The following is a 21,736-nucleotide window of genomic DNA, read 5'->3' on the forward strand; positions in this document are numbered from 1 at the left end:
TCAGTGAACACAGATTTTGTGTACACCAAAGATCATGTGGGAGCGGGCTTGCCCGCGATGCTTTTCAGACCTTCAACACCCTGCCGCCAATCGCCACGGCCACCAGCAATACCGCCATCAACCCAAAGGCAAAACTCAAGCTGCTGCCATGGGCGATAAAGCCGATCACCGCAGGCCCGGCGAGAATCCCTGCATAACCCAGGGTGGTAATGGCCGGCACGGCGATGCTTTCGGGCATGACAGTCTGTTTGCCCACCGCGGTATAAAGCACCGGCACAATGTTCGAACAGCCAGCGCCCAGCAGCGCATAACCCACCAGTGCCGCTTCCCAGCTCGCTGCGAACGTCGCCAGTGCCAGGCCCGCAGCGGCCGTCAGACCACCAAACACAATCACCCGCGTAGCGCCAAGGCGTCGAACAATCTTGTCACCGGTCAATCGCCCGGCCGTCATGGTCAACGCAAACGCCGCATAGCCGAGCCCTGCATACGCCGTGTCGATCCCGCGCTCCTGCGCCAGGAACACCGCGCTCCAGTCGAGCGCCGCGCCTTCGGCCAGGAACACGATGAAGCACATGCCGCCGATAAACAGAACGATGCCATGGGGCACGGCAAACGCCGGGCCGGAGCTTTCGCTGCCATAGGGCAGCAGATGCGGCGCGGCCTTGAGTAACGCCACCACCAGCAGCACGATCACCACCAGCATCGCCCCCAGCGGCGAAAAACCCAAACCGAGCAGGGCGCTGACACCCGCCGCACCGACGATCCCGCCGAGGCTGAACAGCCCATGAAAACCCGACATCATGGTTTTGCCGCTGGCCCGTTCGACAATCACCGCTTGCAGGTTCACCGTCGAATCAACCGTGCCCAGGCCCGCGCCGAACATGAACAACGCCGCGATCAACGCCGGGATCGAAGACACCGTCGCCAACAGCGGCAGGGCCGCGCAGATCAACAAAGTCCCGCCGCTCAACACCCGGCGGCAGCCGAAACGTGTAGCCAGAATGCCGGCCATGGGCATCGCCAGAATCGAACCCACCCCCAGACACAACAGCAACAACCCAAGGGTTCCTTCATCCAGCCCGACCCGCGCCTTGGCGTAAGGCACCAGCGGCGCCCAGGCCGCAATGCCGAAACCTGCGATGAAAAAGGCGATGCGGGTGGACATCTGCTCCAGGCGTCCGGGAACGAATGCGGCTTGAGTGTTGAGGTTGGTCATATCGATCCTTGGCAAAAACGTCGCGTCCCCAAGGGACAGTGAACAACCGCAAAGGGTTCGATCACCACGTCCGGGCGGGGTCGCAGTCAGGCAGGGTGACATCCTTGCACAGCCAGTCGCTGTTTCGCGATATCGTCGACATATCAATTGTTCATACAGGGGGCGCCATGACGCGAATGTACGATGCTCGAGGCAATATTTACGCGGTCGTGGCGCCTGACGCCCTGCGCCGCAACGCTATCGATGTCCCTGAACGGGCCAGCGATGCCGCACAAACCCGTGAGGCCTGGGCGTTGTCGGCCATCGAGGCGTTCTGCGGCTGGGCTCCCGGTACACAACCGCCCGGCAGCAAGTCTCATCGCTGCGATGGTTTGCTGGTGGGGCCGTTTCAATCGGCGCCGCCCTTTGACCTGCTGATCGTCAACACTGATGGCACCCTGGCCGAGCGCAGTGGCAATGGCCTGACGATTTTTTCCCAGGCCCTGAGTGAGCAAGGGTTGCTGCCGAGGGAAGAGGCCTGTCTGCTCAGGGTTCATCACGACAAGAGCGATGCGGTTTCGCCGGTGGAGACTTCAGTGAAACCCGCCGAAATCGATGGCGTGCAAGGGTTCTGGCTGGACTTGGGACAGCCCTCGTTCGGGCCTGAAGCGGTGGGTGCGCAAGGGGTTGAAGCCGTGACGCTCGATGGTCGTGAAGTCTGTCATGTGCGGCCGTTGTCGGCGCTCGACCCAGCCTGGAGCCGCAGCCAGTTCGTGCGCATCGGTAATCCCCATTGCGTGACGTTGGTGTCAGGCGCCGAGGCATTGCCGAGTAACGCACAGATGCGCGGGCCGGAATTGGCCGAAGGATTGACCCGCATCGCCTATGCCATGCCGACGGGTGCAGGGCAGCCGTGTGTGGCAGGGGTGAACCTGCAATGGGCGATGCTTGAATCCGAGGGGCGAATCGTCGCCCGGGTGTTTGAACGCGGCGAAGGGCCGACGGCGTCGTCGGGCACCAGTGCCAGCGCGGTGGCGTGTGCGGCGTGGCGAGTGGGTTGGGTGGTGGCCGGGGAAGTGAAGGTGGTCATGCCAGGCGGCACGGCACCGATTCTGCTGGAGGAAATAGATGGCGAGTTGAGTCGGGTCAGGTTGTTTGGTACGGCGCGGTTGATGGGTTGAATTCAAGATCGCCATCGCGAGCCTGCTCGCGATGGGGCCATCCCATTCAACGAGGATCTCAGGTCAAACCATCACTGAACGCAACCACCGGCATCTGTCGCTTCATCAACACCTTGCCCCCGCGAACCGAATACAGCGGCAACCCCTGGCTGCGGATCACCTCGTAATCGCTGTCCGCCGACAGTATCAGCAGATTCGCCGGCCGTCCCTGTTCCAGCCCATAGCGATCGCCCAGGTTCATGGCCTTGGCGCTATTGTCGGTGACCAGGTCCAGCGCACTTTGCAGGTTGCGATAACCGAGCATGTGGCAGATGTGCAAACCGGCCTCGAGTACCCGCAGGATGTTGCCGTTGCCCAACGGATACCACGGGTCGACGATCGAGTCCTGGCCGAAGCACACGTTCATCCCCGCCTCGAGCAACTCATTGACCCGGGTCAGGCCACGGCGTTTCGGGAAATTATCGAAGCGTCCTTGCAGGTGAATGCTTTCGGTGGGGCAGGAGACAAAGCTGATTCCCGAATGCCCGAGCAGCCGGAAGAGTTTGGCGCAGTAGGCGTTGTCGTACGAACCCATAGCCGTGGTGTGGCTGGCGGTAACGCGTGAACCCATGTCGCGGCTGCGGGCCTCTTCGGCCAGCACTTCAAGGAAACGTGAGTGCGGGTCGTCGGTTTCGTCGCAATGCACGTCCACCAGGCAACCGGTGCGCTCGGCCAGGTCCATGAGGAACTTCACCGAGCTCACGCCCTGATCGCGGGTGTATTCGAAATGCGGAATGCCCCCGACCACATCGGCGCCCAGGCGGATCGCTTCTTCCATCAGCTCCCGACCGTTGCGGTACGACTCGATGCCTTCCTGGGGGAACGCGACGATTTGCAGGTCGATCAAGTGGCGGCTTTCCTCGCGCACTTCGAGCATCGCCTTGAGCGCGGTCAGTTCCGGGTCGGTGACATCGACGTGGGTGCGCACATGCTGGATACCGTGGGCGGCGAGGGCCTGGATGGTCTTCTTGGCGCGGATCCTGGTGTCTTCCTGGGTAATGGTGGCCTTGCGCTCGCCCCAGCATTCGATGCCTTCGAACAGCGTGCCGCTCATGTTCCAGCGCGGCTGGCCGGCGGTCAGGGTGGCGTCGAGGTGAATGTGTGGCTCGACGAAAGGCGGTACCACCAGATTACCGCCGGCATCCAGATCGTCAGGCCCCAGGGTCGGGGCTTCGGTCTGACGGGCAATGCTGCTGATCAGGCCGTCTTCCAGGTGCAACTCATGCAGGCCTTCTTGGTTGCGCAGGCGGGCGTTGATGATGTGCATCGGGCGAGTCCTTTTAGAGATCTTGTAGAGATGCTTCGGCGGTACGGGCACCCAGTACGCCGGTCAATAACACATACGTTAGCGCGGCCGCGGCAATCCCTACCAGTGGCGCGACCCACGGCGAACTGAATGCCGCGACGGTGCCTAGGGCATAGGCAGTCAGGCCAGCCCCATTGAACGCGGGCAGCCGTGCATCGGCCAGGCGTGGATATTGCCCACGATGGCGGAAGAAAAAGTCCGCCATGATCACCCCGCCAATCGGCGGAATCACCGTGCCCAGCAAAATCAGGTAAGGCACCAGCATGTCGTACATGCCCAGCAGCGCGAGCAGTGTGCCGATCACCGCGCCGGCCAGGGTCACGGTTTTGCGCCGGCCGGTGCGCAGCAGGTTGCAGCCGGCGACGGCGAAGTTGTAGATGGTGTTGTCCTGGGTGCTCCAGATGTTGAGCAGTAACATCGCCATCGCGGCCATGGCAAATCCCTGGAGCAACAGCACTTCGACCACATCCGGTTGCTGGTAGACGATAGCGCCGTAGGCCCCGATCAACACCATCAGGCCATTGCCGAGGAAAAAGCCGATCAGGCTCGCCAGCACCGCAACTCGCGCCGAGCGGGAGAAGCGTGTCCAGTTGGTCGCCTGGGTTGCGCCACTGACGAATGTGCCGAACACCAGCGTAATGGCGGTCGACCAATCCAGGGTTCCGCGTGGAACCACCGCGAGCAAGCCCTCGAGCCCGCCGACCTTCACCGTCGCGACCCACATTGACAGCATCAGCAGTAACATCATGGCGGGTACGGCGATGTACGACAGAATCTCCAGTCCGCGATAGCCGATGTACGCCGTGGCACAGAAGCCCAGGCCGAACAGCACCATCAGCCCCAGAACCGTGCCCTCGCTCAGTTCGAAATACTTGCCGAGTACGACGGCTGCGGTCGCGGTGCCCCAGGCGTACCAGCCGATCTGGGTGAACCCGAGGATCAGGTCGCTGAGTTTGCTGCCCACTTCACCGAAGCAGAAACGACCCATCAGCACCGAGTTGAGGCCGCTTTTGAAGGCGATATAGCCAAGCCCCGCAGCGTAGATCCCCAGCAACAGATTGCCGACGATAATCACCGCCATCATCTCGCCAAAACTGAACGCCACACCGAGCTTGCCGCCGGCAAACATGGTCGCGGTAAAAAACGTGAACCCCAGCAGCACCATGGCCGTGGAGGCGAGCCCCTTGCGGGCGTGCATCGGGACTTCGCTGAGGGGGTAATCGTTACCTGGATCGTTCTGCGTCATGTGGCGTTCCTTGCTGGATTGGGGACGCGAGGGTGTTGCAGTGCTCGTGCCAAGCGCGCAGTGGCGTTGTTATTTATAGACGAGCACAGGAATTTGGCTGCAGGAGGGGGCACGAAAGCAGTGCACCTGAAGAAACACGGCACCCATATGGGAGCGAGCAGTCTCGCTCCCACAAGGGATATTGGTTTTTTCAGGGGGATTTGTGCAGGGGTAAAAACCGCAGCAGCGCCGCCACGATCGCTTCCGGGGCATCTTCCTGAACCAGATGCCCGGCATTGGGGATGGCCTGAAACTGCGCCCCCGCAATCATCTGCTGCAATGCCCGCCCACGCTCGATGGGAATCCATTGATCGTCTTCCCCCCAAAGAATCTGCACCGGGCAGCGAACCGTCGGGTACAGCCCTTCGACCTCGCGGGTGTAACGTTCATCCATCTGTGCGATTTGCCGATAGAACGCCGCTTGCCCAGGATCGCCCAGCCAGGGTTGCACATAGGGCGCCAGTTCATCATCGGGAATTTCGCGCTTGATCGCCCCGCGAATGTAAGTCGGTACGATCGCCCGCTGAATGTAATCGGGCAACCCGCTGAACGCCGCTTCATGCTGACGCACATGCTGCACGAATGGCGACCCCCAGGGCGTCAATGCCACCGGGTCGATCAGCGTCAGGCTGCGGTAATCCTTGCCATTGAGAAGGTGCGCGCGCAACGCAGTGGCGCCGCCGAAATCGTGGGCTACCACGTCTGGCTGTTCCAGGCCCCAATGGTCCAGCAACTGCGCCAACAGTTGGTTTTGTACGCCCAGAGACACATCTCCGTCCGGCTGGGTGGATTGCCCGTAACCCAGCAGATCGAAGTAGTGCACCCGGTGCGTAGTGATGAAGTGCGGCGCAATTCGGTGCCACACATGGGAAGAGAAGGGCGTGCCATGCACGAACACCAGCGGCGGGCCGTCGCCACGCACGGCGTAGCGAACGAAGTGCCCGTTGAAACGGTAGGTCTGAGGCAGCGGCCAGTCAGTCATGGGTGTGTCCTCTTGGCGTGTGCGAGCCAAAAAGCATAGGCATAAAAAAACAGCCATTGAAGGCTGTTTTTCTATTCACTGACGAAACGCAGTTGCCCTTGTGGGAGCGGGCAATAGGGAGCAGGCATGTGGCGAGGGGGCTTGCCCCCGTTTGAGTGCGTAGCACTCACAAGATCTTTGGTGTATCAGAGATTTCAGGGCTGCTTCGCAACCCAACGGGGGCAAGCCCCCTCGCCACAGAATCTCCCCCAGGGGTTACTCGCCGCGATAGATGCAACCGCTGGTGCAGGTCTCATGAATCCGGATCGCGCTGAGTTCCGGCAGCAGGGGCTTCAATTCGTTCCAGATCCACTTGGCCAGCACTTCACTGGTCGGGTTTTCCAGGCCGGGAATGTCGTTCAGGTAGTTGTGGTCCAGGCGCTCGTAGAGCGGCTTGAAGATTGCCTTGATCTCCGAGAAGTCGCGGATCCAGCCGGTATGCGGATCGAGGTCGCCACTCAGGTGAATCGCCACTTTGAACGAGTGACCGTGCAGGCGACCGCACTTGTGGCCGTCCGGTACGTGGGGCAGGCGATGGGCGGATTCGAAGGTAAACTCTTTGAAGATTTCCACAGTGATGTTCAGCTCTGTCAGGTGGCGATCGCCGCGGCGATGTGGGCAGGCGGCGAGTTTAACAGTTTGCGTTTGGGGTTGCGGGAAAACACTGACCAGTGTCCTGTCTCACCAATACGTTCCTCTTTTGGCGAGTGGCTGTTGTCGTCAGGCAAGGCGCCGCGACGAGTCATAGCCCGCTATGGCGAGGAGCGGCAACGCAGCATGGCGACAACAGCCACCGTCAAAAAGGAACAGTATTGGCGAGACAGGGCACTAGAGGGTCAGCAAGCGCTCGCCCAGGCGACCATTGGCGGCCAGCTCGAGAAATTCGTCACCCATCCGACGGCTTTCATCCATCGTCGCGCGCCAGTACTTCTGCCGGCTCGGGGCATCGCCCATGAAGCGTTTGAAGTCGTTACGGTCCGGCAGTTTGCCGTAGGGCAGGCGCGACAGGTATTCCTTCGACGGCGCCAGCAACAGAACATCCTGCAAGCGCTCAGGACAGGCGCGGCGCCACGGCAGGGTCTTGTCGAACCAGCCAGGGATCACCCGGTCGGTGAAGTGCGGATACAGCACAATATCGCTGCCGCTGTAGGGCAAGTCGAGGTGATAGTCCAGCAGACCGCCATCGCGGAACGTCCCCATGCCTGCGCCCGGCAAATCACGCACGCCTTCCATGACCATCGGGATCGAACCCGAGGCGAGCAGGGCCTGGCGCAGGTTGCCGGTATCGAGCGCAACGAAGCGCGACGGGAAGTCGTTCAGCGCATTGACCGGTGGTGCCAGGCGCGGGTCGTGGATGATCAGCCGCTCGAAATGCCGCGATAGCCGCGCGCGACCGCGCAGGTTGTCGGCGATCACCGACGACAGTCCCAGCCCCAGCCGACCGCGATGATCGTCTGCCAGCAGGCCGTGGCTTTTGACCACCATGATGTTCAGTCGGTAGTGGGCGTTATCGAGAATCGACGCGTCACGACCGTCGAGCAGGTCATCGAGCATGCGCCGGGAGCTCTGGCTGATTTGCGCCATGGTCACGCCTTTGGCGAAGTTCTGCTCGGTGTACAGCTGACCGAGACGGCGGATGCCTTCGGCGGCATCCGGCAGGCAGGCACTGGCGAACCGCCAGGAACCCACCGAGGCGCCGATCAGCGAACGCTGCCGGGGCGCGGCCGGCAGCCATTCGCCGAACAGCGCCAGGTCCAGACCCTGAATCCCCAGCGCTTTCGGGCCACCGGCAGCGCCCGGCAATGTCCCCACATCGGCAGCGCTCAAGCCGTTTGCACGGATGCGCGCCAGGGCACGCGGGCCAGCCTTGAGCGTCAGGGAAGGGAACTTGATGTGGATAGCGGTCATACCGGTCTCGATGTCTGGCAGCGGGGGATTATATGTGAGTCCTGTGGGTACACGAATCCAATGTGGGAGCGATATCGTGGTGCCATTCCCAATGATGGCAATTCAGTTTCAGTTAAGTTCGAATCGCTAAGGTAGCCTCCCGTAGGCAACACATAAAAAAATACGGAGACACCCCATGAAAATCCTGACTGCCCTGTTCACCGCCTCCATCACCGCCATCACCGCCATGACCGCCAGCCTCGCCCACGCTCGCGACCTGGGCCCCGACGAAGCCCTGAGACTGCGTGACGCTGGTACCATTGTGTCTTTCGAGAAGCTCAACGCTACTGCCCTGGCCAAACATCCCGGCTCGACCGTCACCGGAACCGAGTTCGAAGAAGAGTACGGCAAGTACATCTACCAGGTGCAATTGCGCGACCCGCAGGGCATTGAGTGGGACCTGGAAATGGATGCTGTCAGCGGGCAGATTCTCAAGGATCAGCAGGATACGTAATGAAGGTGTTTTGTTTGAATCGGCGCATCGGCAGTCGAATGGCGCTGATGCTCCTGGCTTTTTGCTCGGTGGTCCTGGCCCGCGACCTGGATCAGGACGAGGCCCTGCGCCTGCGCCAACAGGGTGTGATCCTGCCGCTGGAGCAACTGTTGCAGCGAGCCTTGGACCTATATCCCGGAGCCAAGCTGCTGGAAGCCGAGCTTGAAGAAAAACACGATGTCTACGTGTATGAAGTCGAGCTGCTGACCAGCGACGGCGTGGTGCGCGAGCTGGACCTCGATGCCACCACCGGCCATTTACTCAAAGACAAGGAAGACTGACCGATGCGTTTGCTCCTGGTGGAAGACCACGTGCCGCTGGCCGACGAATTGATGGCCGGCCTCAGCCGGCAGGGTTACGCCGTGGACTGGCTGGCCGACGGCCGCGATGCGGTGTACCAAGGCAGCAGCGAGCCTTATGACCTGATCATTCTCGACCTCGGCTTGCCAGGATTGCCGGGGCTCGAGGTGCTGGCGCAGTGGCGGGCCGCAGGCCTGGCCGCGCCGGTGCTGATCCTCACCGCGCGCGGCTCCTGGGCCGAGCGGATCGAAGGCCTCAAGGCCGGGGCCGACGATTACCTGACCAAACCCTTCCACCCGGAAGAACTGCACCTGCGGGTTCAGGCGTTGTTGCGCCGCTCCCATGGTCGGGCCAATCAGCCGACGCTCAAGGCTGCGGGATTGCATCTGGATGAGGGGCGTCAATGCGTGACCCGCGACGGCGCCGACATCCAGCTCACCGCCGCCGAGTTTCGCCTGCTGCGCTATTTCATGCTGCACCCCGAACAGATCCTTTCCAAAAGCCACCTCGCCGAACACCTCTACGACGGTGAAACCGAGCGTGATTCCAACGTGCTGGAAGTCCACGTCAACCACTTGCGACGCAAGCTCGGCCGCAGCGTGATCGAAACCCGTCGCGGCCAGGGTTACCTGTTCGGCGGGCAAGCCCAGTGAGGTCGATCCAGCGCCGCTTGAGCCTGGGCCTGATCAGCGTGATGGTGATTGTCGGCCTGGTGCTGGCGCAAACCAGCCTGTGGCTGTTCGAAATGGGTTTGCAGCGCTACCTCGAAGCGGGGCTGCGCAACGACAGCGAAAACCTACTGGTGGCGCTGGTGCGTGGCCCGCAGGGGGTGCAGCTGGATGAGCGGCACTTGTCGCCGGCCTATCAACGACCGTTTTCCGGGCACTATTTTCGTATCGACTTTGCCGACAGCCATTGGCGTTCCCGCTCGTTATGGGATCAGGACCTGCCGCAACTCGAACATCCAGGCCTGCACAGCAATTTGCAACTGGGGCCGGAAGGGCAGCAGTTACTAGTGTTGCGTTCGGACTACCGGCGGCTGGGCCAGGCGATTTCCATCAGCGTCGCCCAGGACTACACGCCGGTGCGCGAGAGTTTCTGTCGCATGCAGCAACTCGGTCTGGGGTTGGGGCTGGCGGGGCTGTTGCTGATTTTGCTGCTGCAACGGATCACCGTGCGCCGCGCCTTGCGCCCGCTGGAGAAGGCCCGCGAGCAAATCGCCCAGTTGCAGCAGGGCCAGCGTTCGCAACTGGATGAAGCCGTGCCGGTCGAGCTGGAACCGCTGGTGGCGCAGATCAACCATTTGCTGGCCCACACCGAAGACAGCCTCAAGCGCTCACGCAACGCCCTGGGCAACCTCGGCCATGCCTTGAAAACCCCGCTGGCGGTGTTATTGAGCCTGGCCTCAAGCGAGAAACTCGATGCTCACCCGCTGTTGCGCAAAGTTTTCCTGGCGCAATTGGAACAGGTCCAGCAGCGACTCAATCGCGAACTCAACCGCGCCCGGTTGTCCGGCGATGCACTGCCGGGGGTGCTGTTCGATTGTGATGCCGAATTGCCGGGATTACTGGCCACGTTAAACATGATTCACGGCGAACACCTGGACCTGAGCTACCGGGCACCGGCCGGTTTGCAACTGCCGTGGGATCGCGAAGACTTGCTCGAGTTGCTGGGCAACCTGCTGGACAACGCCTGCAAATGGGCGGATGCCGAGGTGCGGTTAAGCGTGCTCGAAACCGCAGAAAGGTTTGAGTTGAGCGTTGAAGACGACGGCCCGGGCATTCCCGAAGACCAGCGCGATCAGGTGTTCAGCCGCGGTACCCGGCTCGATGAACAGACCGATGGGCATGGCCTGGGGTTGGGCATCGTGCGCGATATCGTCGACACGTGGGGCGGGGTGTTGAGGCTGGGAGAAAGCGAGTGGGGCGGGTTGAAAGTGACAATCGAATTGCCCAAACGCTGACGGAGGACTGAAGGTGTGGCGAGGGGGCTTGCCCCCGTTGGGCTGCGCAGCAGCCCCAAAACCATTCACTCCGGTGTAATCAGACAGACCGAGCTGGCAGGTTTACGACTGCTGCGCAGCCGAGCGGGAGCAAGCTCCCTCGCCACAGGTGTCAGGTCACACGCGAAACTGATCCATCAAGCCCTGTTGCTGATTTGCCAGGCTGTTTAGCGACTGGCTCACCCGCGCCGATTCATTGGCCTGCCCCGACAGCGATTCGGTCACATCCCGGATGGTCGCCACGTTGTTGTTAATCTCCTCGGCCACTGCGCTTTGCTCTTCAGCCGCACTGGCGATTTGCAGGTTCATGTCGCTGATCACCGTCACCGCATCGCCAATCTGACGCAAGGCTGTCACTGCCTGACCGACTTGCTCGACACTGCCCTGAGCCTGACGATGGCTGTTGTTCATCGAACTCACCACGTCCTGCGTACCGCTCTGCAATTGCTCGATCACCAGCCGGGTTTCTTCCACGGACTCCTGAGTACGCCGTGCCAGGTTGCGCACTTCATCGGCCACCACGGCAAAACCGCGTCCGGCTTCACCGGCCCGGGCGGCTTCGATGGCGGCATTCAGCGCCAAGAGGTTGGTCTGTTCGGCAATGGCACGAATCACTTCCAGCACCGAACCGATTTTCTCGCTGTTCGCCGCCAGGCCTTCGACCTGCACCATGGCCGCGCTCATGTCGGCGGCGAGGTGGTCGATGCTGGTGGTGGTGCGGTCAATCACGGTCAAACCCTGACGGGTCGCCTGATCGGCATCGCGCGCCGCTTGTGCCGCCTGCGCGGCGCTACGGGCGACGTCCTGGGCGGTGGCGCTCATTTCGTGGGACGCGGTGGCGACCTGATCGACCTGGCGGTATTGCTGTTCCATGCCGGCGCTGGTCTGGGTGGCGATGGCAGACGACTGGTCTGCCGTGCTGCGGGCGTCCTGCACCGAGCGTTTCACTTGGGCAATGATCGGTTGCAGCTTGTCGAGGAAACGATTGAACCAACCGGCCAGTTGCCCCAGTTCATCCTGCTTGTCGTAGGCCAGGCGCCGGGTCAGGTCGCCTTCGCCGCTGGCTATGTCTTCCAGCATGCGCGCCACGCCGAGGATCGGTCGGGTCACGCTACGCGCCATCAGCCACACCAATAGCAAGCCGACAAGCGCCGCCAGCACACCCAGGCACAGTTCAATCAGCGTACCGGCTGTGTTGCTGTCGTCGAGTTGTTTTTTCAGCGTTTCAGCGGGGCCGACCAGGACCTTCTCCGGCACGTCGAGCAATACGCCCCAGGATTTGCCACCGGGAATCGGCTGGAACGGCGACAGCACTTTCAATTGCTGATTGCTGTGCAGGCTTTCGGTTTTGCTGCTGGCGGTCAGACGGCGGAGCAATTCGGCACCGTTGCTGGTGTCGACGGCGTCCAGGCGTTGGCTGAGCTTGCTGGCGTCCGGGCTGTAGCCGGCGAGCAGGCCGACCGGACTGATGATGCTGACGCTGGTCTGGCCGTCATAGAGTTTCTTGCTGGCGCTCTGGCTGATCGCTTGCAGGCTGTTGAGGTTGATGTCCACCGACAGCGAGGCGATGACTTTGCCGTTGACCATCAGCGGGAACACGATGCTGGTCATCAGCACGTTCTGGCCGTCGATCACATAGAAGTAGGGCTCGATCACGCAAGGCTTGAGCGTGGCACGCGGGCAAGTGAACCAGGCGTTGGCCGGCTCGCCGCTGAGGCCGGTGCTGGTGTCGGCCATGTCGCTTTCCGGCAGGGCCATGGAGGTCACCTTGCCCGGGGTCGGTTGCGACCAGTACAGGGCGAAACGACCTTTCTCGTTACTGCCAATCTCTGCCTGGTCAGCGAACAGTTCGTCCTTGCCGTCCAGCGCATTGGCCTCGAACACTAGGGACAGGCCAAGCAGTTCCGGGTTGGCCTGCAGGGCCGACTTAACCTGCCGGGTCAGGTCTTCACGCAGGTCGAAGGCATCGAGAAAGCGCTTCTCGGCCTGATCGCGCAGAAACAGCACCTGTCGCGAGAAACCATGGCCATATTGATAGGCGTCCATGAACTGCTGACGAATGCCCAATGCCTGGACTTCACCCTGGGATTCGATGCGCGCCTGGGCGGCTTCGGTGAGCATCTCCCTGCTCGAGGCTTTCACCAGCGCCGAGCTGTGCTCCATGCGATACAGCGAAAGCCCTACCAGCAGGGTCACGATGCCCGCCAGGCATAGCCCGGCCAACAGGGTGATTTTCCATTGAATGGAAAGTTGTCTGAGCGACATGGGAACGTCCTTTTATTCGATAAATATCTGAGACTTTGCACTGTAGCGGCCGGGGTTTGGCTTTCTTTATGTCGCAAGCCGAAGCTTTGTGGAGAGGGGTCTTACCTATGGCGAGGGGGCTTGCCCCCGTTGGGTCGCGAAGCGACCCCCGGCATTTAGTCAGGCAACCCGCATCGGCAGGTTTTGCGACTGCTTCGCAGCCGAACGGGGGCAAGCCCCCTCGTCACAGGGTAAACCATGTCCCCGGTCCAAACGGGGTGTTGGCTTTGACAAGGCCGCAGCGGTCCGGCACAGTGCGCGCCCTCTAATAAAACCCTTCTCCCCATCCGCTGGCGGCGCTCTGCAGACTGCCGGCCGGACTCATTCCGTTTGGTGGTGATTACTTCACCGCGCTGCTTTTGAGGTAACAACAATGAATGCTGTAATTGCCGCGGTCGGCATCATGCTGATCCTCAGCCTGTCCCGCGTGCATGTGGTAATCGCGCTGATCGTCGGCGCGCTGGTGGGCGGTTTGACCGGTGGCCTGGGCATCGACGCGACCCTGAAAGCCTTCAACAGTGGCCTCGGCGGCGGGGCGACGGTCGCTTTGTCCTACGCCTTGCTTGGCGCGTTCGCGGTGGCCATTGCCAAGTCCGGCCTGGCCCATGCGCTGGCCGACAAAGCCCTGGCCATGGTCGATCGCCAGCACGCCAATGGGGGCGGTCAGGTCAAGTGGCTGCTGATCGGTTTGCTGTGGGTGGTGGCCATCGCCTCCCAGAACATTTTGCCGATACATATCGCCTTTATCCCGTTGCTGGTGCCGCCTCTTTTATATGTGCTGACCAAACTGCAACTGGACCGTCGCTTGATCGCCTGTGTCATCACGTTCGGCCTGATCACGCCGTACATGTTCTTGCCCGTGGGTTTCGGCAACATCTTTCTCAATGAAATCCTGCTGGCCAACGTCGCGCGTAGCGGGGTGGACATCAGCGGCATCAACGTCACCCATGCCATGGGTATTCCGGCACTGGGCATGGTTTTTGGCCTCGCGGTAGCGTTCATCAGTTATCGCAAGAAGCGCGTTTATGACCTGGAAAAGATCGAGCAGGTCGAACAGGTCGCGGTGCAGTACAACCCGTTGAGCTTGATGGTCGCCGGTCTGGCCATTGCTGCCGCGTTCATCATTCAGTTGTTGCTCGATTCGATGATTATCGGTGCGCTGGCAGGCTTCCTGATTTTCTCGGCGTCGGGCATCGTCAAATGGCGCGACACCGATGACCTGTTCACCGAAGGCATGAAGATGATGGCGATGATCGGTTTCATCATGATCGCTGCGTCCGGGTTTGGCGAAGTGATCAAAGCCACCGGGCAAGTGCAAACGCTGGTGGAGTCCTCGGCCTCGTGGATCGACCACAGCAAAGCCATCGGCGCGTTGCTGATGCTGCTGGTGGGCCTGTTGGTGACCATGGGCATCGGCTCATCGTTTTCCACCGTACCGATTCTGGCGGTGATTTTCGTACCGTTGTGCGTGCAACTGGGCTTCAGCCCGATCGCCATCGTGAGCATCGTCGGCACCGCCGGCGCGCTGGGTGATGCCGGTTCACCCGCCTCGGATTCGACCCTGGGCCCGACCTCTGGTCTGAACATCGACGGCCAGCATCACCACATCTGGGACACCGTGGTCCCGACCTTCCTGCACTACAACCTGCCGCTGCTGGCGTTCGGCTGGGTAGCGGCGATGGTGTTGTAACACCCCTAACCCTGTGAGCGGGCTTGCCCGCTCCCACAGGATCAATGTGACCCTGACTCAACTTTTGGTTTCGCGTGCCGTTAAAGCCTTTAACCACGCCAACAAAATCAAAAGAGTGAACGTCATGCGCATGAGCCTGAAGGCCAAAGTCCTGTCCCTTGCCGTCCTCCCGGTATTGCTCTTTGCGCTGATCATCAGCCTGACCACGCTGTTTATCCTGCAAGAGCAGGCAAGCAAGGAAGTCGAGCAAACCCGTCAGCGCCTGCTCGGCGATGCCAAGGCGACGCTGCAAAGTTATGTTGCCGTGGCCATGACCACGATCAAACCGCTCTACGACGCAGCCGCCCCCGGCGATGACGCGGCGCGGGCCCAGGTGATCAAGTTGCTGTCGAGCATCACCTACGGCAAGGACGGCTACTTCTTCGGCTACGACTCCAACACGGTGCGCCTGTTCAAGGCCAACAGCCCCGAAGGCGTGGGCCAGAGCTTCAAGGACAATCGCGACCCGAACGGCGTCTACGTCAACCGCGACCTGGTGAAAGTCGCCAAGGACGGTACCCACTACCTGCAATACAGCTCGCCGCTGCCCGGCAACAGCCAAGTGCTGGTGCCCAAGCTCGGCTACACCGAATACCTGTCCAAGTGGGACATGGCGGTCGGCACCTCGGTCAACCTTGACGGCATCGAAGCTCAAGTGGCGCTGGTTGAGATCAAGGTCCAGGAACGCATGCAAGGCGTGGTGCTGAGCATTGTCGGGATTGCCGTGGTGGTGCTGTTGCTGATCGCCGTCGCCGGGATGTTGCTGGCCAACACTATCCTGCGTCCGCTGAACCTGATGAAAGCCAACCTCGACGACATCGCGGCGGGCGAGGGCGACCTGACCCGGCGCCTGAGTGTCACCAGCCAGGACGAACTCGGCGAACTGGCCGGCTCGTTCAACCGTTTCGTCGACAAGATCCACGGCCTGGTACGGCAGATCACTGAAATGACTTCGCAACTGACCGGGCTGGTGAATCAGGTCTCCGATCAGGCCCAGCGCTCGGATCAGGCCATGGAACGCCAGCGTCACGAAACCGATCAGGTGGCCACGGCGATCAACCAAATGTCGGCGGCGGCCCAGGAAGTGGCCAAGAGTGCGCAAAACGCGGCGGTCGCTGCCCAGCAGACCGACGAAGAGGGTCAGGCCGCCAAGCGTGTGGTGGCTGGCAGCATTGTGAAGATTCATGCGCTGGTGAATGACATTCGCAGCAGCGGTGTGTCCCTCGACAGCCTGCAAAAAGACGTGTCGTCGATTGTCAGCGTGCTTGGGGTGATCCGTTCGATTGCCGAGCAAACCAACCTTCTGGCGCTCAACGCCGCCATTGAAGCGGCTCGCGCCGGCGAGGCCGGGCGTGGTTTTGCGGTGGTGGCCGATGAAGTGCGGGCGCTGGCCAGCCGTACGCAAATCAGCACCCAGGAAATCCAGGGCATGATCGACCGCTTGCAGGCCGGCACCCAATCGGCGGTCGAGGCCATGCGCCGCTCCAGCGAGGCCGGCGATGGCACGTCGGCCCAGGCCAACGAGGCCGGGGCGTCTCTGGACGCCATGGCCCAATTGATCGGCACCATCAACTCGATGAACGCCCAGATTGCCAGCGCCGCCGAAGAGCAAACCGCCGTGGCCGAAGAGATCAACCGCAGCGTGCACCAGATCGCCGTGGCCGTGGACAGTGTCGCCGACGAAACCCAGCTCGGCGCGCAAACCTCGCGCAGCCTGGCCGATCTCGGTCAGCGTCTGGGGCAACTGGTCGGACAATTCCGTATCTGATTGATAGTGCTTTTGTGGCGAGAGGGCTTCCAGTCAGTTAAGCCGTGATGCTACCGGGATGCAGCATCGCGACTACCCTCATTAGTAAGCAAACACCGTCCAAGGGTTTGTTTGAACCCGTTTGGGGAACGGGCGGTCATTTGCTTGAGGTGTCGCGCACCCGTGGCACCTTGACGACCACAACAATGGAGTCAGACTCATGATCGACAGTGAAAGTATCTGCGACTGCCCCAAATGTTCCTGCAAACTGGGCCAACATCCGATCGCGCGTCACGGCAAGCACTATTGCTGTGAAGCCTGCGCCAAACATCACGAACATGGCGAAGAATGCTCCACCAAAGGCTGCAAGTGTGCAAAGCACTGACCGTTCAGCCAAAAAAGTGGAGCCGTCCAGGCTCCACTTCGGTTTGAATCTGTCCCCTCCTTTTTGACGCTCAACTGGCCGGTCGCCAGGTCACATTCTCGATGCCGAATTTTTCCGCCAGCGGTTTGCTGGTCTTTTGCACCCGTTCACGGCCAAAGCGCGGGATCCGGCCGACTCCGGCGTCGCAACTTGCCCAGTGCCAAGCCTCTGCATTGTCCATTTTTTCCAGTCGGATAATGAAAGACTTGGGCTTGCCGTGAAGCGTGTATTCAATGACGAAAAGTTTTGCGTTGCTCATAAAGCCTGTATTCCTCCCTGTTGTAATAGAGGGATCGCGAGGCGTGCGGAAAATTCAGTCGGATTGTCAGGTGGCGACAGTGACTGGCGGCAACCCGGGTGCCTCGCTACCATGGAGGCCTCCCGACCCCCAATGATCCTAGCCCATGGCCCTTGCCACGCCGCCTGATTTGAGTGACACCGATGTGCCCGTGCAACCACTGGCGCGCACCTATCCGCGCGGGTTGTATATCGAGCCGCACGAGCATGTCTGGGGCCAGTTGCTGTATGCAATGAGCGGCGTGATGTGGGTCGAGACGCCCCACGAGGCGCTGGTGGTGCCGCCGCAACGGGCTGTCTGGCTGCCGCCGGGCGTGCCTCACGGGATTCGCGTGGTGTCGGACCTGCAGATGCGCAACATCTATCTGCGACCTGCATTGGCCGCAACGCTGGACGACAGTGTTCAAGTGATTGAAGTCGGCGGGCTGCTGCGCGAATTGATCGTCGGGTTGGTGGAGCAGGGCGATGACGGCGCGCCGGATTACTACGACGCGCTGGTCGGCCTGGCATTACTGGAGCTCAAGCGGGCCAGACGTTCACAGCTGAAAATCCCGCTGCCGGACGATTCCGACCGGCGGCTGATGAACCTGTGTCAGGCGGTCATGGCCGCGCCGTCGCTGGACATTCCCTTCGAACAGCACGCCGAAAACGCCGGGGCCAGCGTGCGCACCCTGGCGCGGCTGTTCAAGGACGGTTTGGGCATGGGCTTCGCCGAGTGGCGGCGGCAGGTGCAACTGGCGACCGCGGCGGCCGAATTGATTCAGGGCGTTGCGGTCAGCACGATTGCCCGGGAACTGGGCTATTCGCCGAGCAGCTTCAGCGACATGTTCCGCCGGGAACTGGGCGTCGCACCTTCGCAGTTTTTCGCGAGCCAACGTCAGGGCTGAAGTCCTGCCCGCCACCGTTTGGCCGACATTCAGAAGTACTTGGCCGATGCCCGTGGCGGCCTCTCTCTAGACTCTGCGCATACCCCTTATGCCACGGAGTCAGTCGTGAACTATCTCATCTCGTTGGGTATCGGTCTGGGCGTCGGTCTGCTCTATGGCGCACTGGACTTTCGTTCCCCCGCGCCACCGGCCATCGCATTGGTGGGCCTGCTGGGCATGCTTGCCGGTGAACAGTTGTGGCCCATGGGCCGACAACTGGTAGCGGGCTGGATTTCCTGACACCCTTTGTCCATTCGATGGAGCCCCTCATGAAAGCACTGCAATTCGACAAGACCGGCGACCTCTCGGCCCTGCGCTACGTTGAGGTTCCCACTCCCGTTCCCGGCACCGACGAAGTGCTGGTCCAGATCAAGGCGGCGGGCCTCAATCCCAGCGATGTGAAAAACGTACTGGGACGGTTTCCCTACACCACGTTGCCGCGGATTCCCGGTCGTGATTTCGCCGGTATCGTCGTCGAAGGTCCACAGGCGCTGATCGGTCAGGAAGTCTGGGGTACCGGTCGTGAGCTGGGCTTCTTTGCCGACGGTTCCCATGCGCAATTCGTCAAATTGCCGGCTAATGGCGTGGCGCTGAAGCCGACGCATCTGAGCTTTGCCCAGGCTGCCAGCCTCGGTGTGCCGTACACCACGGCGTGGGATGCGCTGGAACGCAGTCTTGTCACGACCGGAGCGCGGGTGTTGGTGATCGGCGGCGGGGCGGTGGGCAGCGCAGCATTGGCGCTGGCCAAAGTCCGGGGCGCCCAGGTGCTGGCGGCGGCGCGGCGGCCGGAGCAGGTCAAGGATTTGCAGGCTCAGGGTTATCAGACGCTGCAACTGGATAAGCCCGAAGAGCTGGGCGCACAGGTCAACGCCGTGTATGCCGGCGGCGCCGACGTGATCTTCGACACCACCGGCTTCTGGCTACCGGCTTCGGTCCCGGCACTGGCCGCGTTCGGCCGCATCGCGATCATCGCCGCACCGGTCGATGGGCACGTGCAATTGCCAGCCCTGGCGCTGTATCGCAAGGGCGGTTCGGTGGTGGGAATCAACTCGTTGCTGTACGGCGTTCAGGCGTGTGCGGCGATGCTTGATCAGTTCGGAAAGTTTTTCGATCAGGGCCTGTTGGCGTTGCCGGAAGGCTTGCTTGAATCGCCGTTGGCCGAGGGCCTGGAGCGGTATGCGGAGGTGAATCAGGGCAGCGGCGACAAGGTGATCCTGTTGCCGTAAAAAGCTTCGCGGGCAAGCCTCGCTCCTACAGGGTTGGTGCCGATTTCGAAATCAGCGCGGACCTGCAGGCGCGAGGCTTGCCCGCGAAGGCGTCCTCAAGCCGAACTCAGACTTCAGGCACACCTTTTTCCCAAGCCGACCAGTTGTTCAAAATCTCCTGCACCAACGGATTCCCCGTGCGGTACAGGTTCTCCAGCGCCGGCACAAACCCACCCTGATCGGCGTATTTGAGCAGGTTATCCACCTCGCTCTGGCCCGGCGCCGGCCGGTCGAAATCGGAACCGGCGCGCACCACCGCCAGGCGCCGGACATCCACCAGCCCTTCACGGCTGGCCCGCAGCAGCGCCTCGTAGGTGGAGTTGTCTTCCTGCTGAGTCGTGCAATAGACGCCTTCATTGTTTGTCAGCAGCTGGGTCCAGACTTCCGCCCGCTCACTCAACCGCGTCCCGGAAAACCAGGTATTGCCCGCCAGTGTGTCGCACTGGGTCACCACTGGCGGCTGATTGGCCGGGGCAAACGGATACTTCAAGCGCCACGCCGCCGATTCCTTGCTCTCGCTCAACTGGACCTTGTGGCTCAGGGCGAAGGCCTTGGCCTGCAGCTTCGGATTGAGTTCGAAGACTTCGGTCTTGTAGTCCAGCGGCGGCTTCTCGTTTGGGCCTTTGGTGTTGATGCCCAGGTAGCCGGTCGGCCAGTCTTTCGGCGCATCTCGGGCATCCAGTTCCCACTGGGTGCCGAATTCCACCAGATAATGCGCCCACGCGGTGGTGCCGATGGTGCCGTGTTTCGGGCTGATGCCGGCAATGCCGGCGATCAGGAAATAACTTTTGCGCAGGTCGAATTTCGGCGACAGCGCCAGGGCCAAAGTCGAGGCCGCCGCATTGGTCTGGCCCATGCCGGTGACCATCAGGCACACCTGTTGGGTGTTGCAGCGAATGTTCGGGTACTCGGCAGACAGGCCCGGCACACGCACTTCTTGCTTGAGCTCCAGGCGATCGATCCAGTTCTGCGCTTCGGGGGCGAACATGGTGATCAGCATCACTTTCGGCTGGATCGGCGCGTCAACCGCCCAGGCAGAAGAAGAGAGCAGGGTGCTCATGGCCAAACCGACGGACAGGGAAAAACGGGTCATTGCCTTCATAAAACCTCCTTATTCAAATGAACCTTAAAACTGATAGCCGACACCGGCGTAGTAACCCCAGCCGTTGGAACGGGCGCGGAAGTCGCCGTCGCCGAAATTCAACTCACTGCCATCCTCCCAGTTGCCGCCGTTGTGGAAGTAACGGCCGACCAGGGTGAAACGCAAGTGGGTGAAGGCATAGAGCAATACGTTGGTGGCCACGGTGGCGTTGGCGGTGCGTGCCGGGTTGTCGTTGTGCAGGTCGGAGCCGAAGTCGAAGTTGGTGAAGCCGATGTAGGTCAACGAAGCGCCGTTGCTGAAACTGCTGATGGGCACGATGTATTTGAGTTGGGCGCGGTAGCCGTCCCACGAATATTCATTGCTGGCGCCGTAGTTTTCCCACTGGTAGCGGCCATAGAAGTTGGCCGACAGGTTGACCCGCGAATGGGTGTCGATGTCGGTGCCCAACCCGCTGTACAGCGTGTTGGCACGGTTGGCGCTGTTGCTGCCGTGGTCGTAGATCCAGTCGAACGCCACGTACCATTCCTTGAACGGCCCGACGGCCAGGCTGCGGCCGGCCAGGTAGTCGATGGAAATCCGCGGCTCGTGCTCCATGAACACCGGTGAACCGTGGTCCCACACGCCTTTGTCATGGCTGTTGCCGATGTCGAAGATCTTCGGGATGTCGATATAGCCGTACAACTCGAACGGCCCCTTGCGACCGAAATACTCGTACTCCAGGTAGATATCGTCGGCCGGTTGCGGGCCGAAACTGATGTCTTTGCTGCCAATGACGGTCAGGTCCTGGTTGAACCAGTCCGACAAGTAGGCGCCTTTTTTCGGCGGGCTGGCCTCGACGCTGAGGGCTTCGCCTTGGGCGGATTCTTCGGCGGTGGCCGGTTGGGCCAAAGCGGGGTTGCTGAGTAGTCCTGTAACGCTGGCCCAGCAGCAAGGAAACAGCCAAAGTGCGCGAACACGTCACGCGGTGAGAGGTGCAATGCATTAAAAGTCCCTTTTCGTGCGGATTGAAGGCCCAGTGGTGCGGGCTGGCGTGGCTAGGTAGTGAACAGGCCGGTATCGGCGACTCGCAAACGTTTGCACAAGGCATACCAGTTTGGTTCAAGGCACGGAAAAATCTAAGGAATTGACGGTTTAACTGTCCTTTCGGTCAAGGAATTCGAGGTGAGGGGGAAG

20 protein-coding genes and 3 pseudogenes are annotated in these 21,736 nt (G+C 61.3%); 12 read left to right on the plus strand and 11 right to left on the minus strand.

Translation table 11 applies throughout. The features are described from left to right. Nucleotides 1–64: 64 nt before the first annotated feature. Nucleotides 65–1,216, minus strand: a complete 1,152-nt coding sequence (locus tag ACZ9BB_RS04520; RefSeq protein WP_476212721.1) for an MFS transporter — start codon at nucleotides 1,214–1,216, stop codon at nucleotides 65–67. A 167-nt stretch (nucleotides 1,217–1,383) separates the two neighbouring features. Between ACZ9BB_RS04520 and ACZ9BB_RS04525 the strand changes: the two genes are divergently transcribed. Further along, on the plus strand, nucleotides 1,384–2,376 hold the full coding sequence (locus ACZ9BB_RS04525) for a diaminopimelate epimerase (protein ID WP_476212722.1): 993 nt from the start codon (nucleotides 1,384–1,386) through the stop codon (nucleotides 2,374–2,376). 58 nt (nucleotides 2,377–2,434) lie between these two features. On the opposite strand, the gene codA is transcribed toward ACZ9BB_RS04525, so the two are convergent. From codA to ACZ9BB_RS04550, 5 genes are all read right to left on the minus strand, one after another. Beyond that, nucleotides 2,435–3,682 (minus strand): cytosine deaminase, encoded by a 1,248-nt coding sequence (gene codA / locus ACZ9BB_RS04530; RefSeq protein ID WP_476212723.1) that lies wholly within the window; start codon nucleotides 3,680–3,682, stop codon nucleotides 2,435–2,437. Nucleotides 3,683–3,695: 13 nt separating this feature from the next. Further along, entirely contained in the window at nucleotides 3,696–4,967 is a 1,272-nt protein-coding gene (gene codB, locus ACZ9BB_RS04535) for a cytosine permease (RefSeq protein WP_476212724.1), read from the minus strand. Nucleotides 4,968–5,157: 190 nt separating this feature from the next. Next, nucleotides 5,158–5,988, minus strand: a complete 831-nt coding sequence (locus ACZ9BB_RS04540) for an alpha/beta fold hydrolase (protein ID WP_476212725.1) — start codon at nucleotides 5,986–5,988, stop codon at nucleotides 5,158–5,160. A 255-nt stretch (nucleotides 5,989–6,243) separates the two neighbouring features. Then, nucleotides 6,244–6,600: a 6-carboxytetrahydropterin synthase QueD gene (gene queD / locus ACZ9BB_RS04545; RefSeq protein WP_003173033.1), complete on the minus strand. Its 357-nt coding sequence runs from the start codon at nucleotides 6,598–6,600 to the stop codon at nucleotides 6,244–6,246. A 255-nt stretch (nucleotides 6,601–6,855) separates the two neighbouring features. Next, nucleotides 6,856–7,935: a patatin-like phospholipase family protein gene (locus tag ACZ9BB_RS04550; protein WP_476212726.1), complete on the minus strand. Its 1,080-nt coding sequence runs from the start codon at nucleotides 7,933–7,935 to the stop codon at nucleotides 6,856–6,858. A 175-nt stretch (nucleotides 7,936–8,110) separates the two neighbouring features. Between ACZ9BB_RS04550 and ACZ9BB_RS04555 the strand changes: the two genes are divergently transcribed. Genes ACZ9BB_RS04555 through ACZ9BB_RS04570 form a run of 4 tightly spaced genes read left to right on the plus strand, consistent with a single transcriptional unit; the run spans nucleotide 8,111 to nucleotide 10,730 of the window. Continuing rightward, a complete protein-coding gene (locus tag ACZ9BB_RS04555; RefSeq protein WP_476212727.1) occupies nucleotides 8,111–8,428 on the plus strand; it encodes a PepSY domain-containing protein in 318 nt (105 codons plus the stop codon). 38 nt (nucleotides 8,429–8,466) lie between these two features. Further along, nucleotides 8,467–8,748, plus strand: coding sequence for a PepSY domain-containing protein (locus ACZ9BB_RS04560; RefSeq protein ID WP_476218195.1), 282 nt, complete (start codon nucleotides 8,467–8,469; stop codon nucleotides 8,746–8,748). A 3-nt stretch (nucleotides 8,749–8,751) separates the two neighbouring features. Next, a complete protein-coding gene (locus ACZ9BB_RS04565) occupies nucleotides 8,752–9,420 on the plus strand; it encodes a response regulator transcription factor (protein WP_476212728.1) in 669 nt (222 codons plus the stop codon). Further along, nucleotides 9,417–10,730: a sensor histidine kinase gene (locus tag ACZ9BB_RS04570; protein WP_476212729.1), complete on the plus strand. Its 1,314-nt coding sequence runs from the start codon at nucleotides 9,417–9,419 to the stop codon at nucleotides 10,728–10,730. The genes ACZ9BB_RS04565 and ACZ9BB_RS04570 overlap by 4 nt, the downstream gene beginning before the upstream one ends. A gap of 156 nt (nucleotides 10,731–10,886) precedes the next feature. Here ACZ9BB_RS04570 and ACZ9BB_RS04575 read toward each other — a convergent pair whose 3' ends face one another. Both ACZ9BB_RS04575 and ACZ9BB_RS04580 read right to left on the minus strand, forming a co-directional pair. Next, a complete protein-coding gene (locus ACZ9BB_RS04575) occupies nucleotides 10,887–11,642 on the minus strand; it encodes a methyl-accepting chemotaxis protein (RefSeq protein ID WP_476218196.1) in 756 nt (251 codons plus the stop codon). 102 nt (nucleotides 11,643–11,744) lie between these two features. Further along, nucleotides 11,745–13,034: pseudogene (locus tag ACZ9BB_RS04580) on the minus strand (cache domain-containing protein); the annotation flags it as partial. 412 nt (nucleotides 13,035–13,446) lie between these two features. On the opposite strand from ACZ9BB_RS04580, the gene ACZ9BB_RS04585 reads away from it, so the two are divergent. From ACZ9BB_RS04585 to ACZ9BB_RS04600, 4 genes and pseudogenes are all read left to right on the plus strand, one after another. Continuing rightward, entirely contained in the window at nucleotides 13,447–14,763 is a 1,317-nt protein-coding gene (locus tag ACZ9BB_RS04585) for a Na+/H+ antiporter family protein (protein ID WP_476212730.1), read from the plus strand. A gap of 130 nt (nucleotides 14,764–14,893) precedes the next feature. After that, a pseudogene (locus ACZ9BB_RS04590) lies at nucleotides 14,894–15,712 on the plus strand (cache domain-containing protein); the annotation flags it as partial. 102 nt (nucleotides 15,713–15,814) lie between these two features. Then, entirely contained in the window at nucleotides 15,815–16,570 is a 756-nt protein-coding gene (locus tag ACZ9BB_RS04595) for a methyl-accepting chemotaxis protein (protein ID WP_476218197.1), read from the plus strand. Nucleotides 16,571–16,769: 199 nt separating this feature from the next. Continuing rightward, entirely contained in the window at nucleotides 16,770–16,934 is a 165-nt protein-coding gene (locus ACZ9BB_RS04600) for a metallothionein (protein ID WP_476212731.1), read from the plus strand. Between the two features lie 70 nt (nucleotides 16,935–17,004). Here the strand turns inward: ACZ9BB_RS04600 and ACZ9BB_RS04605 are convergent, their stop codons facing one another. Continuing rightward, nucleotides 17,005–17,232 (minus strand): DUF6555 family protein, encoded by a 228-nt coding sequence (locus tag ACZ9BB_RS04605; protein ID WP_476212732.1) that lies wholly within the window; start codon nucleotides 17,230–17,232, stop codon nucleotides 17,005–17,007. A gap of 145 nt (nucleotides 17,233–17,377) precedes the next feature. Between ACZ9BB_RS04605 and ACZ9BB_RS04610 the strand changes: the two genes are divergently transcribed. The 3 genes from ACZ9BB_RS04610 to ACZ9BB_RS04620 all read left to right on the plus strand — a co-directional run bounded on the left by ACZ9BB_RS04610 (nucleotide 17,378) and on the right by ACZ9BB_RS04620 (nucleotide 19,422). Next, nucleotides 17,378–18,157, plus strand: a complete 780-nt coding sequence (locus ACZ9BB_RS04610; protein ID WP_476212733.1) for an AraC family transcriptional regulator — start codon at nucleotides 17,378–17,380, stop codon at nucleotides 18,155–18,157. A gap of 105 nt (nucleotides 18,158–18,262) precedes the next feature. Next, on the plus strand, nucleotides 18,263–18,436 hold the full coding sequence (locus ACZ9BB_RS04615) for a DUF1427 family protein (protein ID WP_476212734.1): 174 nt from the start codon (nucleotides 18,263–18,265) through the stop codon (nucleotides 18,434–18,436). Between the two features lie 29 nt (nucleotides 18,437–18,465). Further along, nucleotides 18,466–19,422, plus strand: coding sequence for a quinone oxidoreductase family protein (locus tag ACZ9BB_RS04620; protein WP_476212735.1), 957 nt, complete (start codon nucleotides 18,466–18,468; stop codon nucleotides 19,420–19,422). Between the two features lie 106 nt (nucleotides 19,423–19,528). Here ACZ9BB_RS04620 and ACZ9BB_RS04625 read toward each other — a convergent pair whose 3' ends face one another. Together ACZ9BB_RS04625 and ACZ9BB_RS04630 are read right to left on the minus strand one after the other, a co-directional pair. Continuing rightward, on the minus strand, nucleotides 19,529–20,563 hold the full coding sequence (locus ACZ9BB_RS04625; protein WP_476212736.1) for a purine-nucleoside phosphorylase: 1,035 nt from the start codon (nucleotides 20,561–20,563) through the stop codon (nucleotides 19,529–19,531). Nucleotides 20,564–20,587: 24 nt separating this feature from the next. Then, nucleotides 20,588–21,545 (minus strand): annotated as a pseudogene (locus ACZ9BB_RS04630) (nucleoside-specific channel-forming protein Tsx). Nucleotides 21,546–21,736 lie beyond the last annotated feature (191 nt).

This window comes from Pseudomonas sp. TE3552, assembly GCF_056278945.1.